This is a genomic window from Streptomyces sp. NPDC003697, from assembly GCF_053587115.1.
The window spans coordinates 98,800-114,352 of the sequence record NZ_JBSFNN010000005.1 but is presented as its reverse complement, the minus strand read 5'-3'; the positions used below and the strand labels follow the sequence as shown (position 1 = coordinate 114,352).

Genomic DNA, 15,553 nt, shown 5'->3' with positions numbered 1-15,553 from the left:
CGCTCCGCCCGCCACCGGTTCTCCGGTCCGGCGGCACCATGCGGTCGTACACGTACGTTCGAGTCTCTCCGCCCGTCGGTGGTTCTCACGTCACCGCGGCGTCACAGACTCGCACCAGGAACCTCCGGCGCGGGTCGATGGTTGCGGGGGACGGCGAAGAGTCGCTCGTCCTGTCCTGGAAAACGCCACCTGGGACCCGCCCGGCCGAGGGGAACGTGTGCCGGCTCCGGCTACGCGGTGATGTCCTTCACCGTGAACCTGGCCCAGGCCGCCGAGCCGAACACCGCCGCGTACAGCGCCTGCAGCTCCAGGTTCCTCACCAGCCCACCCCAGTGGACCGGTTCGCGCATGAGGTCGGCGAACGACAGCCAGTAGTGGGAGAACAGGTACGGCTGGATCGCGTGGAGCTGGGGAATCTGGTCGAGGATCTGGACGGTGATCAGCAGACCCACCGTCGTCGCCATCGCCGCGATGCCGCTGTCGGTCAGCGTCGAGACGAACAGGCCGAGCGCGGCGACGCCGACCAGGGAGGCGGCGACGAGGAGGGCGATCAGCAGGGCACGGCCCAGCCCCTCGCCGAAGCCGATCCGGGTGCCCGAGATGGTCGTCAGGTCGCCCAGGGGGAACAGCAGCGCGCCGACGACGAGCGCCGAGACGGCGACGACGAGGGTGGCGACCAGGCAGAAGGCCAGCACGGTGGCGTACTTGACGAGGAGCAGGCGGGTGCGGCCGGCGGGTGCGACCAGCAGGTAGCGGAGTGTGCCCGCGGCCGCCTCGCCGGCGACGGCATCGCCCGCGACCACGCCGATGGCCGTCGGCAGCAAGAACGGCAGCGTCGCCGCCAGCGCGGTGAACACGAGGAACAGGCCGTTGTTGGTGATCTGGGTGATGAACGCCGGTCCCTCGCCGCCGCTGCCGGCGGACGAGCCGTCGCTCGTCTCGATCCTGACGGCCACGCCGACGAGGACCGGTACGGCCGCCAGCACGCCCAGCAGGGCGAGGGTGCGCCAGCGCCGGAAGGTGGTCACCAGTTCGTTGCGCAGCAGCCCGAGGGTCCACAGCCGGCCGGTGCCCCCGGCCCGCCGCGCCGGGCTCCCGGCGGACGTCCCCGTCGCCGGTGTCTCAGCGCGCGACATCGAACCCCTCCCCCGTCAGCGCCACGAACGCGTCCTCCAGCGAGGCCCGTTCGACCCCGAAGCCGCGGACGCGGACGCCCGCCGTCACCAGGGCGGCGTTCACGTCGGCGAGGTCGCCGTCCGGGGGTTCGCCGGTCACCCGGTCGCCGCTGACGACGACGTCCGTGACGCCCCGCTCCTTCAGCACCCGGGCCGCTTCGCCCGGGTCGGGTGTGGTGACCAGCAGCCGGCCGCGCGCCCCGGCGGCCAGGTCGGCCACCGGGCCCTGGGTGATCAGCCGGCCCCGGGCCATGACCGCCGCGTGGCTGCAGACCTGCTCGATCTCGTCGAGCAGGTGGGAGGAGAGGAAGACCGTGGTGCCGTCGGAGGCCACCTCCCGCACCAGGGCACGGATCTCCCGCATGCCCTGCGGGTCGAGGCCGTTGGTCGGCTCGTCGAGGACGAGCAGCTTCCGCGGCCGGAGCAACGCGGCCGCGAGGCCGAGGCGCTGCTTCATGCCCAGGGAGTACGCCTTCGCCTTCCTGCCCGCGGCGGCCGTCAGGCCCACCCGGTCCAGCGCGGTCGCGACCCGTGCTCGCCGGGTGCGCGGGTCGGCGGTGGGGTCGGCGGCGTCGTGGCGCAGGAGGTTGTCCCGGCCGGAGAGGAAGCCGTACAGGGCGGGCCCCTCGATGAGTGCGCCGACGTGCGGCAGCACGGCGTGCGCTGCGTGCGGCATCGGCCGCCCCAGCACCCGGACCGAGCCCGAGGTGGGCTCGATCAGGCCCATCAGCATGCGGATGGTGGTGGTCTTGCCCGAGCCGTTCGGGCCGAGGAAGCCGAAGACGCTGCCCGCCGGGACGGTCAGATCCAGTTCGTCGACGGCGAGCTGCCCGCCGCGGTAGCGCTTGGTGAGCGCGCGGGCGTGGATGACACCGTCCTCCGTGCCCCGCACGTCCGGCTCCGTGGCGGACGCCTCGTCCATCGGCCCCCCTCGCTTCGTCGTACCCGCACGGCACCGGGCCGTGACACCGGACCGTGCGGGGCACCCGCCCCGCACGGCACCCGGTCCGTGGTTACCGCCCGGCGTCGGCCGCCTTCACCAGCGCGCCCTTGGTGACGGTGCCGACGTAGACCTTGCCGTCGTCCGTGACCAGCGCGTTGACCAGGCGGGTGGAGAACACCGTGCCCTTGCCGAACTTCCCCGACACCGGGTCGCCGAGCGAGCCGAGGAAGCCGCCCGCGCCGCCGGAGGCGGACGGCGCGCCGCCCTCGCCGCCGGTGCCGAAGGTGGCCACGGAGTTCCAGCCCTCGCCGAGGACCCGGAGTCCGCCGAGCCCCTGGGCGAGGCCGTCCGCGTCCGCCTCGGGCCTGCCCTCGCGGTGCCGCGGGCCGGCGCTGCCGTGGTCCTCCTCCTCGGTGACCTTCGCACCCTTGGGCGGGGTGAAGTCGAAGGTGGAGGCGGCCGGCCGGGCGAAGCTGACCTGTGTGAAGCCCACGTCCAGGACGGCGGCTCCACCGCTCGCGGGAGTGAGCGTGAACTTCAGCGGCAGCCCGGTCCTCGCGTCCACCGCGACGCTGATCGCGCCGACCGTGGTGCCGGACTGCTTCGGCTTCAGCACCAGCCGGTAGGCGTCCCGGCCGGCGATGTGCGCCGTGCCGTCGACGGTGACCGACGTGGTGTCGTCGACCGACTTCAGGGCCTCGTCGGCGAAGTCCTTGGGTGTGGTGGGGGCCTCGTGGCGGTGCCGCTCGCCGTTCTGGGCGGCGGTGCCGTGGAAGACCTCGTTCGACTTGCTGTCGTAGCCCCACACGTCCGTGCCGTTGTGGATGAGGCTGTACTCGGCGGCGTTCTCGACGAGCGAGAGCTTCTGCCGGTCTGGGCCGTCTGCGGCGACGCGCAGGGTGTGCGTGCCGGAGACCAGCTCGGTCAGCTTGGCCTTGGGGTCGGCCGACGAACCGTCAGCTCCCCCGACCGCGCCGGAGGCGAGGCCGCTCTCCAGGCCGCCGAGGTCGGGCAGTCCGAGGTCCGTGCTGACCTTCACCGTGCCGGACAGCTGCTGGACGTCCGACGTGGCCATCTTCTGGATGAGTTGCTGCGCGGTGATCCTGGGCAGGTCGGGATCGCCGGAGTCGGCGAGCGCCGGGACGAGCCCGATGGTCGCCGCCGCCACCCCCACCACCGCGACCGGGACGGCGTACCGCGCGGCCCTGCGCCGCCTGGCGGGCAGGTCGTGCAGTTCCTCGGCGCTCGCGCTGCCGTCGGATTCGTACGGTGCCATGTGTGCCTTACCTCCGTCGTCGGCGGCGGCTTCTCGTCTCATGTGCACTCTCCTCCGCGCTCTCGCCACCGCGTTGTCGCTGTCGCGGGAGCGGGGGAGGCCCCCGTCACCCCAAGCCGCCATTCTCACCTGATCGGGTGAGAAGTGGTGTAGTCCGTCTCTCCATCTGACCAAATCGGCCGCGACGAAGCGTCAGACCGCGGAGCCAACTCCACGTACGACTGCGGTATGACACGAGGGGCCGGCGTCTCCCCCGCCCCGTAGGGGTCGGCGTGGGACCTGCACGCCGAGGCCGCACCGGGGACGTGACCCGGGTCACGGAGAACGGAGGGCGAGGCGCGCCTGTCCCGGACCCGCAGGAAGTGGCTGCCCGGCGGCGCGGGGTGCGCGGGTGCGGATCGCGTGTCGGCGGTGACTTCCGCGCCGGGCGCTCAGCCCGCCCGGTGCACCACCGCGTCGCACAGCTCCAGCAGCGCCGCCTTCGCCTCGCAGTCCCGCAGCGGGGCCAGCGCGGCCCGCGCCTCCTCGGCGTAGCGGACGGTGTCCCGCCGCGCCTGCTCCAGCGCCGGGTGCGCGCGCAGCGCCGCGAGCGCCTCCGCGTGCCGTGCGTCGTCGCTCAGGTCGGAGTCCAGCAGCTCGCACAGCGCGATGTCCTCGGCCAGCCCCTGCCGTGCCGCACGCTCCCGCAGCCGCAGCACCGGCAGCGTCGCGATGCCCTCCCGCAGATCGGTGCCCGGCGTCTTTCCGGACTCGCGCGAGTCGCTCGCGATGTCGAGCACGTCGTCCGCGAGCTGGAAGGCGACCCCCAGCCGCTCCCCGTACTGCGTCAGCACGTCGACGACCGTCTCGTCGGCGCCGGACATCATGGCCCCGAAACGGCACGACACCGCCACCAGGGATCCCGTCTTGCCGCCGAGCACGTCCAGGTAGTGGTCGACCGGGTCGCGTCCGTCCTGCGGCCCCGCCGTCTCCAGGATCTGCCCGGTGACGAGCCGCTCGAACGCCACGGCCTGCACCCGGACCGCCTCCGGGCCGAGGTCGGCGAGGATCTGGGAGGCCCGGGCGAACAGGAAGTCGCCGGTCAGGACCGCGACGGAGTTGCCCCAGCGGGCGTTCGCGCTGGGCACCCCCCGCCGCACCCCGGCCTCGTCCATCACGTCGTCGTGGTACAGCGTCGCCAGATGGGTGAGCTCCACGACCACCGCGGACGGCACGATCCCCGGCGCGTACGGGTCCCCGAACTGCGCCGCCAGCATCACGAGCAGTGGCCGGAAACGCTTGCCACCCGCCTTGACGAGGTGCTGCGCGGCCTCCGTGATGAAGGGGACCTCGCTCTTCGTGGCTTCGAGCAGCCCTTCCTCGACAGCCGCCATTCCGGCCTGGACATCGGCTTCGAGAGCCTGGTCCCGCACGCTCAGCCCGAACGGCCCGACGACGGTCACGAGGGATCTCCTGTCTGCTGGTGTCTGCTGGCGCTTACACGGCTTGTCGATAGGTCGCTGCCATCACTCAAGTCAGCGTATCCGGTCACGTTTCGATCACCGATAGCGCCCACCGATACAGGCCAGGCGGTATCGGATCACGCCCGGTATGCGCTCCATCGGCCGATAAGTATGTATTTTGGCCGACCCCTTTCTCCTACCCCGCTCCGCCGTACCCCTCACCGGACCCACCCTCCATTCCGGTCATGCGCATGCCCCCTGGCGTGCCGCCGATCCCCGGCCGGGGGGCGACGGTGCGAGAGCGGCACCGACTCAGGGGTCCGGGCTTCGCGACTCGGAACTCCCCACTCCGGCGCGCGGGGGTCACCACCACATCATCCGCTCGAGCCGCCGATCGCGTGGCCTTTTGACCGTATTGAGCGTGTTATCCCGTTAGCCCCGAATGCCCTCGTCGACGCAAACAGTGATTTGAGCCACTCGGGGGCTGGCGCGCACCGAACGCCCGCTCTACCCCGTTTTCCTTGCAGGGCAAGGAAGTTACCCCTTGGCGACCGCAAAGGATCAAGCGCCTCATAACCCCCACTTCAAGGTCAATCAGGGCGTTGTGTGATTCCGGCACTTGTTCCGGACATGTGCTCTCGCATACGTTCCCGGCCGTCGGGCGGACGCCGAATCCTGCCACCGCCCGAGAACCCATCGACCGAACCGTCCACGGCAGGAGCGGGGGACCCAGGTAAGTCGCCGGGCCGGAGCCGCACGACACGTCAGATGCGTCGCGCGCCACTACCGGACCGGCTCGGGGTGAAGTCGCGCTCCCCGGAGCGCGGCCGGGCATCTCCAGCCCGAACCCGACAGCTCACCTCGCAGGCGACGGAGAGGAATCGGCCCATGCCTGCTCAGGCTCAGCAGCACCGCACCACCCGTTTCGCCCGCCTCACCCGCACCCTCGCCGTCGCCGGCACCGGTGCGGCCGTCCTCGCCCTGCCGCTTCTCGGCGCCACCGGCGCATCCGCCGCCGAGGCGAAGCCGGCCCCGGCCACCGCGAGCTCCCTCGGCTACGCGAACAACCTCGACGGCTGGATCCGGGCCTCCCTGTCGATCATGGCCAAGCAGGGCATCCCGGGCTCGTACGACGGCATCCGCCGCAACATCATGCGCGAGTCCTCGGGCAACCCGCTGGCCATCAACAACTGGGACTCCAACGCGGCCAAGGGCATCCCGTCCAAGGGCCTGCTCCAGGTCATCGACCCGACGTTCAAGGCCTACCACGTGCCCGGCACATCCTTCGACATCTACGACCCGGTCGCGAACATCACCGCCGCCTGCAACTACGCGGCCAAGCGGTACGGCTCGATCGACAACGTCAACGGCGCCTACTGACGGACGGACACCGGCAGGCGGTCCGGGGGCGGGCGTCCGGCGGCGCCCGCCCCCGCGCCGGCTGTCCGGCATCACACCGGACCGGAGGCGCTCCACACAACACACCGGCCGGAGGCGCTCCGCCTACCGGCCCGGGAACAACCGCTCGAGGACGACGGCGATGCCGTCGTCCTCGTTCGACAGCGTGACCTCGTCGGCCACCGCCTTCAGTTCGGGGTGGGCGTTGGCCATCGCGACGCCGCGGGCGGCCCACTGGAACATCGGGACGTCGTTGGGCATGTCGCCGAAGGCGAGGGCGTGGTCACGGCTCAGCCCGAGGTGCTCGGCGGCCAGCGCCAGCCCGGTGGCCTTGGTGATGCCGCACGGCTGGAGTTCGACGGTCCCGGGGCCCGACATGGTGACCGTCGCCAGGGAACCGACCACGCCCCGCGCCACCGCCGCCAACTCGTCGTCCGACAGCGCGGGGTGACGCAGCAGCACCTTGGCCACGGGCAGGGACCACAGCTCGTCGCGCCGTTCGACCCGTACGGCGGGCAGTGTGGGGTGCGGCATGACGTATCCGGGCTCGACCAGCGTGAGCCCGTCGACCCCGTCCTGGTCCACCGCCGCGTGCACCTCCCCCACCTCGGCCTCGATCTTGCCGAGCGCGGTCTCGGCGAGTTCCCGGTCGAGGGTGACCGACCACAGCAGCCGGTTCGCCCCGGCGTCGTACACCTGCGCGCCCTGACCGCACACCGCCAGTCCCGTGCTGCCCAGGGCGCCGCACAGCGAGCGCACCCTCGGCGCCGGGCGCCCGGTCACGACCAGGTGCCGGGCACCGGCGTCCGCCACCCGCGCGAGTGCGGCGAGCGACCGCCCGGACACGGTGTCGTCGCCGCGCAGCAGCGTTCCGTCCAGGTCGGTGGCGACGAGTGCGTATGCGAGGGAGGCGGCCATGATCAGAGAATACGGACCGGCGGCCCCTCCGACTCAACGGAATCCGGACGGCCGCGGCCGCCGCCGTCCGGATTCCGGCCGCCCCTCGGGCACGACCCCCTAGGGCACGCCCTCTCTCGGGCACGACCTTCTCGGGCACACCCCAGGGTGATCGCGTACGCACCCTTTTGACACTGCCCAAGACGGGCAACGCCCCCGTAACGTGTGGCGCTACCACACACCCAGCCCGGCGCGCGCACGGCAGGTGTCCGGCCCCGGCGTGCGCGAGAGCGGCACGGAGCCGGACGAGGGCGTGCACGACGACGTGCGCGACAGACAGCACGAAAGAGAGGCAGCCACCCCATGCCCCCCTTCGAGGTCCCCGAGGGCGACCCCTTCGGCCCGCACAACCTGCCCTACGGCGTCTTCTCCCGCGCCGGTTGCACGGAACGCACCGTCGGCGTCCGGCTCGGCGACCACGTCCTCGACGCGGGCGCGGCGGCCGTCGCACTGGGCTCGCCGTACGCCTCCCTGCTCGCCCGGCCGACCCTGAACCCGCTGCTGGCCGCGGGCCGCACGGCGTGGTCCGACGTCCGGCGCGCGCTGACGGCGTGGGTGACGGTGCCGTCCCACCAGGAGGCGGTCGCGCCGTTCCTGCACCCCCTGTCCGCCGTGACCCTGCACCTGCCCTTCGAGGTCGCGGACTACGTCGACTTCTACGCCTCCGAGAACCACGCCCGTAACGTCGGGCGTATCTTCCGCCCGGACGCCGAGGACTCACTGACCCCCAACTGGAAGCACCTGCCGATCGGTTACCACGGCCGCTCGGGCACGGTGGTGGTGTCGGGGACGGACGTCGTACGGCCGTCGGGCCAGCGGAAGGCGCCCACGGATCCCGCCCCCGTCCTCGGGCCGTCCGTCCGCCTGGACATCGAGGCCGAGGTCGGCTTCGTGGTGGGTGCGCCCTCGCCGCTGGGCCGGCCGGTGGCGCTCGGCGACTTCCGGGAGCACGTCTTCGGGCTGTGCCTGCTCAACGACTGGTCCGCGCGGGACATCCAGGCCTGGGAGTACGTTCCCCTCGGCCCGTTCCTCGGCAAGTCCTTCGCCACGTCGGTGTCGGCGTGGATCACCCCGCTGGACGCCCTGGAGGAGGCCCGGGTGGCTCCACCGGAGCGGACGCATCCGCTGCTGCCCTACCTGGACGACACCGACGAGGAGCCGGGCGGTTACGACCTGCGGATCTCCGTCGCGATCAACGGACACACGGTGTCCGAGCCGCCCTTCTCCACCATGTACTGGACGGCTGCCCAGCAGCTCGCGCACATGACCGTCAACGGCGCCTCGCTGCGCACCGGCGACCTGTACGGCTCCGGCACGGTGAGCGGCCCGCGGCCGGACCAGCGCGGCTCGCTGCTCGAGCTGACCTGGAACGGCCGGGAGCCCCTCGAACTCCCCGACGGCAAGCGGGCGTTCCTGGAGGACGGCGACGTGGTGACCCTGTCCGCGTGGGCCCCCGGCGCGAACGGAGTCCGCGTGGCCCTCGGGGAGGTGACGGGGCGCGTCGTGCCGGGGTGACGCGGGTACGCGGGTGCGGGGGCGCGCCGGCGCCGCGGGCGCCGCGGGCGCGCCCCGGGTGCGCGTGCCGTGAGTGGCGCCGGAGCCGGCCCGTGGGCCTCCGGCGTGGGGGCGGATCGGTCATGTGGCGGCCGTGACGGGTGATTTCGTTGCCGGCGGACCCTGACTCCCGCGCCCCGGCGCCGTCATACTGGCGGCGGGCCCGGCGCGCGACGCGACGCCGGCCCGACAGCACGACCCGACACCCGCCTCGTCCGATCCGGATCCGGAGCCCGTGGCATGACCGTCTGCCTGCTGCTGCTCAGTGCCGTCGCCCTGACGGCCGCCGTGCCGGTGCCCCGCGCCCTGACCCGGGCCAAGTGGCCCGAGCGGGAACCGGTGGTCGCGCTGTGGGTGTGGCAGTGCCTGGTCGCCACCGTGCTGCTGTGCTGCCTCGCCGCCCTCGTCCTGGGCGCGGCGGCCGTCTTCCACACCGTCCGGGGCCAGGTGTTCGCCCCGGCGCCGCCCTCCGTGACCGCCGCCTACGACCTCGCCACCGCTCCGCCCTGGGCCGCGGCCCTCACCCTGCTGCTGGCCTGCGGTGCCGCCTGGACCACGGCGATGCTCGGCCGCGAGCTCGCCGAGGCACGCCGTCGCCGCGGTCAGGCCCGCGCGCACCTGCGCGAGCGCGCCCCCGACCTGCCGGCGGGACTGCCCGCCGCCCGCGGTCCGCTGCTCGTGCTGGAGGACGAGTACCCCGACGCCTGGTGGCTGCCCGGCCACCCGCCCCAGCTCGTCGTCACCACGGGCGCCCTGCACCGCCTCACCGGGCACCAGCTCGACGCCGTCCTCGCCCACGAGCGCGGACACGCCCGTGCCCACCACGACTGGCTGCTGCACCTGTCGACCGCGCTGGCGACGGGCTTCCCGCGCGTGCCGCTGTTCACCCACTTCTGCGACCAGACACACCGCCTGGTGGAGCTGGCCGCCGACGACACGGCTTCCCGCCGGCACGGCCACCTCACCACGGCCCTCGCCCTGATCGAGCTGAACCAGCACCGCGGAGTGCTGTCCTGCGCCTCCAGTCACCGGCTGCTCGGCGAGCGGGTGGACCGGCTCCTGGAGCCGCCGCCCCGCCTGGGCCGCCGGCACCGGGCCCTGACGACGACGGTGGCGGCGCTCGTCCCCCTGGTCCCACTGCTGATCACCTTCGCCCCGGGCCTGACGGCCCTCGGCTGACCACACCACCGGCCGGCCGGGCCGACGGCCGGCTCCCGTCCCCACAGCCGCCCCGGGACCGCCCGGCACCGGCCGGGAGGACCACCGGCCCCCGGCGACGACCGACCCCCGCGCGCCACCGCGTCCCGCGCCCCGCCCGGCGCAGACTCGGACGCCCACCGGGACGCCCCGGTGCCCCGCCGGTCACATCCAGTCGTCCTCCGGCTCCGGCTCCCCGTCCTGCTCCGGCCAGGGCTCCCCCGCGCTCTCTTCCGGACCCCCCGGGTCACCACTCCCCCGGGCCGCTCCCTCCCCGGACGGGCCGCGCAGGCCCTCCAGGACCCCGATCACCCCTTCCCCGTACGTCGCCAGCTTCTTCTCGCCCACGCCGCCGACCGTGCCCAGCTCCGCCACCGACGCCGGCCAGGCGGTGACGATCTCGCGGAGCGTGGCGTCGTGGAAGATGACGTACGCCGGGACGCCCTGCTCACGGGCCCGCTCGGCGCGCCACGCGCGCAGCGCCTCGAAGGCGGGCTGCAGTTCCTCCGGCAGTTCGGCCGCGGCGGTCCTCACCCTGCGGTCCGCGCGGGAGGCCGACGTCCGGGCCGGCTTCTCCGGCTCCTTGCGCAGCGGCACCTCCCGTTCGCGCCGCAGCACCGAGCCGCTGGCCTCGGTCAGCACCAGCGTGCCGTACTCGCCCTCGACCGCGAGCAGCCCCTGCGCCAGCAGCTGCCGTACGACGCCCCGCCAGGCGCCCTCGGTGAGCTCCTCGCCGATGCCGAACACGGACAGCTGGTCGTGGTCGAACTGGATGACCTTGGCCGTGCGCTTGCCGAGCAGGATGTCGATGATCTGGCCCGCGCCGAACTTCTGCCCCCGCTCCCGCTGCAGCCGCACGACCGTCGACAGCACCTTCTGGGCCGCGACCGTGCCGTCCCAGGTCTCGGGCGGGGTCAGGCAGGTGTCGCAGTTGCCGCAGCCGGCCGGGTCCGGGTCCTGGCCGAAGTAGGCCAGCAGCCGCCCGCGGCGGCACTGGACCGTCTCGCACAGCGCGAGCATGGCGTCGAGGTGGGACTGGGCGCGGCGGCGGAACGCCTCGTCGCCCTCGCCGGACTGGATCAGCTTGCGCTGCTGGACGACGTCGTTCAGCCCGTACGCCATCCAGGCGGTGGACGGCAGCCCGTCCCGGCCGGCGCGCCCGGTCTCCTGGTAGTAGCCCTCCACGGACTTGGGCAGGTCCAGATGGGCCACGAACCGGACGTCGGGCTTGTCGATGCCCATGCCGAAGGCGATGGTGGCGACCACCACCAGGCCGTCCTCGCGCAGGAAGCGGGCCTGGTGTGCCGCGCGGGTGCCCGCGTCGAGTCCGGCGTGGTAGGGCACGGCCTCGACGCCGTTGCGGGTGAGGAACTCCGCCGTCCGGTCCACCGAGTTGCGCGACAGGCAGTACACGATGCCCGCGTCGCCCGGATGCTCCTCGCGCAGGAAACCCAGCAACTGCTTCTTCGGGTCGGTCTTCGGCACGATCCGGTACTGGATGTTGGGCCGGTCGAAGCTGGACACGAAGTGCCGGGCCCCCGGCATGCCCAGCCGCTGGGTGATCTCCTGGTGCGTCGCGCGGGTGGCGGTCGCGGTGAGCGCGATCCGGGGCACGTCCGGCCAGCGCTCGCCGAGCAGCGACAGTGCCAGGTAGTCGGGACGGAAGTCGTGGCCCCACTGCGACACGCAGTGCGCCTCGTCGATCGCGAAGACGGAGATCTTGCCGCGCGAGAGCAGGTCGAGCGTGGCGTCCAGGCGCAGCCGCTCGGGAGCCAGGTAGAGCAGGTCCAGCTCGCCGGCCAGGAACTCCGCCTCCATCACACGCCGCTCGTCGAAGTCCTGGGTGGAGTTGACGAAGCCGGCGCGCACGCCGAGCGCCCGCAGCGCGTCCACCTGGTCCTGCATGAGCGCGATGAGCGGCGAGACGACCACGCCCGTGCCGGGTCTGACCAGGGCCGGGATCTGGTAGCACAGCGACTTGCCGCCGCCGGTGGGCATGAGGACGACGGCGTCGCCGCCCGTGACCACATGCTCGATGACCGCTTCCTGCTCACTTCGGAAGCTCTCGTAGCCGAAGACCCGGTGCAGCGTGGCCAGCGCCTCGCTCTCCGTCACTGGCATGTCGGTGACACCCTCTGTCCCGCCCATCGTCTCGTCCCCCGTACGTCGACCCTCGACCATTGCCTCCACGATAGGGGTCCGGACCGACAGGGTCCGCCGTTGTCCACAGGCGGCCGGTACGCCCGCACGCGCCGCCACCCGCGGCCCGGGCCGAGGCCGCCATGCACACGCCGCTGCCCGGCACCCCCGACGGACCTGCCGCACACACGCCGCTGCCCGGCACCCCTGACGGAGGTGCCGGGCAGCGGCAGCGGACGGGACGGCGTGCCTCAGCGGACGAAGACGCCCGCCTGATTCGCCAGGTCCAGGAAGTACTGCGGTGCCACACCGAGCACCAGCGTGACCACGACGCCGAGGCCGATCGCGGTCATCGTCAGCGGCGACGGCACGGCCACCGTCGGGCCCTCCGGCCGAGGCTCGCTGAAGAACATCAGCACGATCACCCGGATGTAGAAGAACGCCGCGATCGCCGACGAGATCACACCGATCACGACCAGCGGGACCGCGCCGCCCTCCGCCGCCGCCTTGAACACGGCGAACTTCCCGGCGAAGCCGGAGGTCAGCGGAATGCCCGCGAAGGCCAGCAGGAACACCGCGAACACGGCCGCGACCAGCGGCGATCGGCGACCCAGGCCGGCCCACTTGGACAGGTGCGTGGCCTCGCCGCCCGCGTCGCGCACCAGGGTCACCACGGCGAAGGCGCCGATGGTCACGAAGGAGTACGCGGCCAGGTAGAACAGGACGGAGGAGACGCCGTCCCGCGAGGTCGCGATGACGCCCGCGAGGATGAAGCCCGCGTGCGCGATCGAGGAGTAGGCCAGCAGACGCTTGATGTCGGTCTGCGTGATCGCGACGATCGCACCGACCAGCATGGTGACGATGGCGACGCCCCACATGACCGGCCGCCAGTCCCAGCGCATCCCCGGCAGCACGACGTACAGCAGCCGCAGCAGCGCGCCGAAGGCCGCCACCTTGGTCGCCGCCGCCATGAACCCGGTGACCGGCGTCGGCGCGCCCTGGTAGACGTCCGGCGTCCACATGTGGAACGGCACGGCGCCCACCTTGAACAGCAGGCCCATCACGATCAGGGCGGCGCCGATGAGCAGCAGCGCGTCGTTGCCCATGGTGTTCGCCAGCGCCGGGTCGACGCTCGGGACGTTGCCGTCGACGACCTGGGCGATCGTCGCGTACGACACCGAGCCGGCGTAGCCGTACAGCAGCGCGATGCCGAACAGGGTGAAGGCGGAGGCGAAGGCGCCGAGCAGGAAGTACTTGACCGCGGCCTCCTGCGACATGAGCCGCTTGCGGCGGGCCAGGGCGCACAGCAGGTACAGCGGCAGCGAGAAGACCTCCAGCGCCACGAACAGCGTCAGCAGGTCGTCGGCCGAGGGGAAGACCAGCATGCCGGAGACGGCGAACAGCAGGAGCGGGAACACCTCGGTGGTGGTGAACCCGGCCTTCACCGCGGCCTTCTCGCTGTCGCTGCCCGGTACGGAGGCGGCCTGCGCCGCGAACGAGTCGGCGCGGCTGCCGTGCGCGGCGGGGTCCAGGCGCCGCTCGGCGAAGGTGAACAGGCCGGCCAGCGCGGCCAGCAGGATCGTGCCCTGCAGGAACAGGGCCGGTCCGTCGACCGCGATCGCGCCCATGGCCGCGATGTGCGCCCTGGTCGTGCCGTATCCGTCGGCCGCGAGCGCGATCACCGCGGCGAACGCGGCGACGAGCGCGACGACGGACACGAACATCTGGGCGTAGTAGCGGGATTTGCGCGGGACGAACGCCTCGACCAGCACCCCGACGATCGCCGCGCCCACGACGATCAGGGTGGGCGAGAGCTGCCCGTATTCGATCTTCGGCGCGTCGATCTTCGAGATCGGGTCGGCCGCGGTTGTCCACAGGCTGTGGACGGCTGCTGCGCTCACTTGGCCGCCTCCACCTCGGGCTTGGGGTCGGTCTGGTGTACGTCGGACATGGTCTGCCTGACCGCGGGGTTGACGATGTCCGTGACGGGCTTCGGGTAGACGCCCAGGAAGATCAGCAGCACGATCAGCGGGGCGACGACCACCAGCTCCCGCGCTCGCAGGTCCGGCATCGCGGAGACCTCCGCCTTCACCGGGCCGGTCATCGTCCGCTGGTAGAGGACGAGGGTGTACAGCGCGGCGAGGACGATGCCGAAGGTGGCGATCACTCCGATGACCGGGTAGCGCGTGAACGTGCCGACCAGGACCAGGAACTCACTGACGAACGGCGCCAGTCCCGGCAGGGACAGCGTCGCCAGGCCGCCGATCAGGAAGGTGCCGGCGAGCACCGGGGCGACCTTCTGCACACCCCCGTAGTCGGCGATGAGCCGGGAGCCGCGCCGGGAGATCAGGAATCCGGCGACCAGCATCAGCGCGGCCGTCGAGATGCCGTGGTTGACCATGTAGAGCGTCGCCCCGGACTGGCCCTGGCTGGTCATCGCGAAGATGCCCATGATGATGAAACCGAAGTGCGAGATCGACGCGTACGCCACCAGCCGCTTGATGTCCCGCTGGCCCACCGCGAGCAGGGCGCCGTAGATGATGCTGATCAGCGCCAGGACGAGGATGACGGGCGTCGCCCACCTGCTCGCCCCCGGGAACAGCTGGAGGCAGAAGCGGAGCATCGCGAAGGTGCCCACCTTGTCGACGACCGCCGTGATGAGGACGGCGACCGGTGCGGTGGACTCCTGCATGGCGTTGGGCAGCCAGGTGTGCAGCGGCCACAGCGGCGCCTTCACCGCGAAGGCGAAGAAGAAGCCGAGGAACAGCCAGCGTTCGGTGCTCGTCGCCATGTCCAGCGAGCCGCTCGCGCGGGCCTGGGCGATCTCCTGGAGCGAGAAGCTCCCGGCGACCACGTACAGGCCGATCACCGCGGCCAGCATGATCAGGCCGCCGACCAGGTTGTAGAGGAGGAACTTCACCGCCGCGTAACTGCGCTGCGCCGACGCCGCCTCCTCGCCGTGCGGGTGGGCACGGTCGCCGAAGCCGCCGATGAGGAAGTACATCGGGATCAGCATGGCTTCGAAGAAGATGTAGAAGAGGAAGACGTCGGTGGCCTCGAAGGAGATGACCACCATCGCCTCGACGGCGAGGATCAGGGCGAAGAAGCCCTGCGTGGGCCGCCAGCGGCGGCTCCCCGTCTCCAGGGGGTCGGCGTCGTGCCAGCCGGCGAGGATCACGAACGGGATCAGCAGGGCGGTCAGCGCGATCAGCGCCACCGCGATGCCGTCCACGCCCAGCTCGTAGCGGACCCCGAAGGACGGGATCCAGGAGTGCGACTCGGTGAGCTGGTACCGGGCGCCGCCCGGGTCGAAGCGGACCAGGACGGTGGCGGCCAGCGCCAGCGTGCCGAGCGAGAAGAGCAGCGCCAGCCACTTGGCGGCGGTGCGGCGCGCGGCCGGCACGGCGGCCGTGGCGATCGCTCCCACGGCCGGGAGCACCGCCGTCGCTGTCAGCAGAGGAAAGGACATCGG

The 15,553-nt window shown here is 72.5% G+C and carries 11 protein-coding genes and 1 riboswitch; of the genes, 3 read left to right on the top strand and 8 right to left on the bottom strand.

The features are described from left to right. Positions 1–230: 230 nt before the first annotated feature. The 4 genes from ACWDNY_RS03555 to ACWDNY_RS03540 form a co-directional block, all read right to left on the bottom strand. A complete protein-coding gene (locus tag ACWDNY_RS03555) occupies positions 231–1,136 on the bottom strand; it encodes an ABC transporter permease (RefSeq protein ID WP_451644037.1) in 906 nt (301 codons plus the stop codon). Beyond that, positions 1,123–2,097 carry an ABC transporter ATP-binding protein gene (locus tag ACWDNY_RS03550; RefSeq protein ID WP_451644036.1) on the bottom strand — a complete coding sequence of 325 codons (975 nt, stop codon included), beginning with the start codon at positions 2,095–2,097 and terminating at the stop codon, positions 1,123–1,125. The genes ACWDNY_RS03555 and ACWDNY_RS03550 overlap by 14 nt, the downstream gene beginning before the upstream one ends. Positions 2,098–2,188: 91 nt before the next feature. Further along, entirely contained in the window at positions 2,189–3,394 is a 1,206-nt protein-coding gene (locus ACWDNY_RS03545; RefSeq protein ID WP_451644035.1) for a LolA family protein, read from the bottom strand. A 431-nt stretch (positions 3,395–3,825) separates the two neighbouring features. Beyond that, a complete protein-coding gene (locus ACWDNY_RS03540) occupies positions 3,826–4,836 on the bottom strand; it encodes a polyprenyl synthetase family protein (RefSeq protein ID WP_451644034.1) in 1,011 nt (336 codons plus the stop codon). Between the two features lie 688 nt (positions 4,837–5,524). Continuing rightward, positions 5,525–5,719: riboswitch (cyclic di-AMP (ydaO/yuaA leader) on the top strand. A gap of 5 nt (positions 5,720–5,724) precedes the next feature. Between ACWDNY_RS03540 and ACWDNY_RS03535 the strand changes: the two genes are divergently transcribed. After that, complete coding sequence (locus tag ACWDNY_RS03535) at positions 5,725–6,216, top strand: transglycosylase SLT domain-containing protein (RefSeq protein WP_451644033.1); 492 nt, start codon at positions 5,725–5,727, stop codon at positions 6,214–6,216. A 123-nt stretch (positions 6,217–6,339) separates the two neighbouring features. On the opposite strand, the gene ACWDNY_RS03530 is transcribed toward ACWDNY_RS03535, so the two are convergent. Continuing rightward, a complete protein-coding gene (locus ACWDNY_RS03530) occupies positions 6,340–7,152 on the bottom strand; it encodes an HAD family hydrolase (protein WP_451644032.1) in 813 nt (270 codons plus the stop codon). Positions 7,153–7,494: 342 nt separating this feature from the next. Here ACWDNY_RS03530 and fahA point away from each other — a divergent pair, with 342 nt between their 5' ends. Together fahA and ACWDNY_RS03520 are read left to right on the top strand one after the other, a co-directional pair. Further along, positions 7,495–8,706: a fumarylacetoacetase gene (gene fahA, locus ACWDNY_RS03525; protein ID WP_451644031.1), complete on the top strand. Its 1,212-nt coding sequence runs from the start codon at positions 7,495–7,497 to the stop codon at positions 8,704–8,706. 279 nt (positions 8,707–8,985) lie between these two features. After that, positions 8,986–9,924 (top strand): M56 family metallopeptidase, encoded by a 939-nt coding sequence (locus ACWDNY_RS03520; protein ID WP_451644030.1) that lies wholly within the window; start codon positions 8,986–8,988, stop codon positions 9,922–9,924. A 183-nt stretch (positions 9,925–10,107) separates the two neighbouring features. On the opposite strand, the gene recQ is transcribed toward ACWDNY_RS03520, so the two are convergent. The 3 genes from recQ to ACWDNY_RS03505 all read right to left on the bottom strand — a co-directional run bounded on the left by recQ (position 10,108) and on the right by ACWDNY_RS03505 (position 15,550). Continuing rightward, complete coding sequence (gene recQ / locus ACWDNY_RS03515; protein WP_451644029.1) at positions 10,108–12,063, bottom strand: DNA helicase RecQ; 1,956 nt, start codon at positions 12,061–12,063, stop codon at positions 10,108–10,110. Between the two features lie 269 nt (positions 12,064–12,332). Continuing rightward, the gene (nuoN, locus tag ACWDNY_RS03510; protein WP_451644028.1) at positions 12,333–13,982 is read right to left on the bottom strand and encodes an NADH-quinone oxidoreductase subunit NuoN; all 1,650 of its coding nucleotides are present in this window, start codon (positions 13,980–13,982) and stop codon (positions 12,333–12,335) included. Then, positions 13,979–15,550, bottom strand: a complete 1,572-nt coding sequence (locus ACWDNY_RS03505; protein ID WP_451644027.1) for an NADH-quinone oxidoreductase subunit M — start codon at positions 15,548–15,550, stop codon at positions 13,979–13,981. The genes nuoN and ACWDNY_RS03505 overlap by 4 nt, the downstream gene beginning before the upstream one ends. Positions 15,551–15,553 lie beyond the last annotated feature (3 nt).

Bases quoted from the DNA above. Each gene is read 5' to 3' on its own strand.
- ACWDNY_RS03505 (WP_451644027.1), bottom strand. From the start codon at position 15,550: ATGTCCTTTCCTCTGCTGACAGCGACGGCGGTGCTCCCGGCCGTGGGA.
- ACWDNY_RS03555 (WP_451644037.1), bottom strand. From the start codon at position 1,136: ATGTCGCGCGCTGAGACACCGGCGACGGGGACGTCCGCCGGGAGCCCG.
- recQ (WP_451644029.1), bottom strand. From the start codon at position 12,063: ATGCCAGTGACGGAGAGCGAGGCGCTGGCCACGCTGCACCGGGTCTTC.
- ACWDNY_RS03530 (WP_451644032.1), bottom strand. From the start codon at position 7,152: ATGGCCGCCTCCCTCGCATACGCACTCGTCGCCACCGACCTGGACGGA.
- ACWDNY_RS03545 (WP_451644035.1), bottom strand. From the start codon at position 3,394: ATGGCACCGTACGAATCCGACGGCAGCGCGAGCGCCGAGGAACTGCAC.
- ACWDNY_RS03520 (WP_451644030.1), top strand. From the start codon at position 8,986: ATGACCGTCTGCCTGCTGCTGCTCAGTGCCGTCGCCCTGACGGCCGCC.
- ACWDNY_RS03550 (WP_451644036.1), bottom strand. From the start codon at position 2,097: ATGGACGAGGCGTCCGCCACGGAGCCGGACGTGCGGGGCACGGAGGAC.
- fahA (WP_451644031.1), top strand. From the start codon at position 7,495: ATGCCCCCCTTCGAGGTCCCCGAGGGCGACCCCTTCGGCCCGCACAAC.
- ACWDNY_RS03535 (WP_451644033.1), top strand. From the start codon at position 5,725: ATGCCTGCTCAGGCTCAGCAGCACCGCACCACCCGTTTCGCCCGCCTC.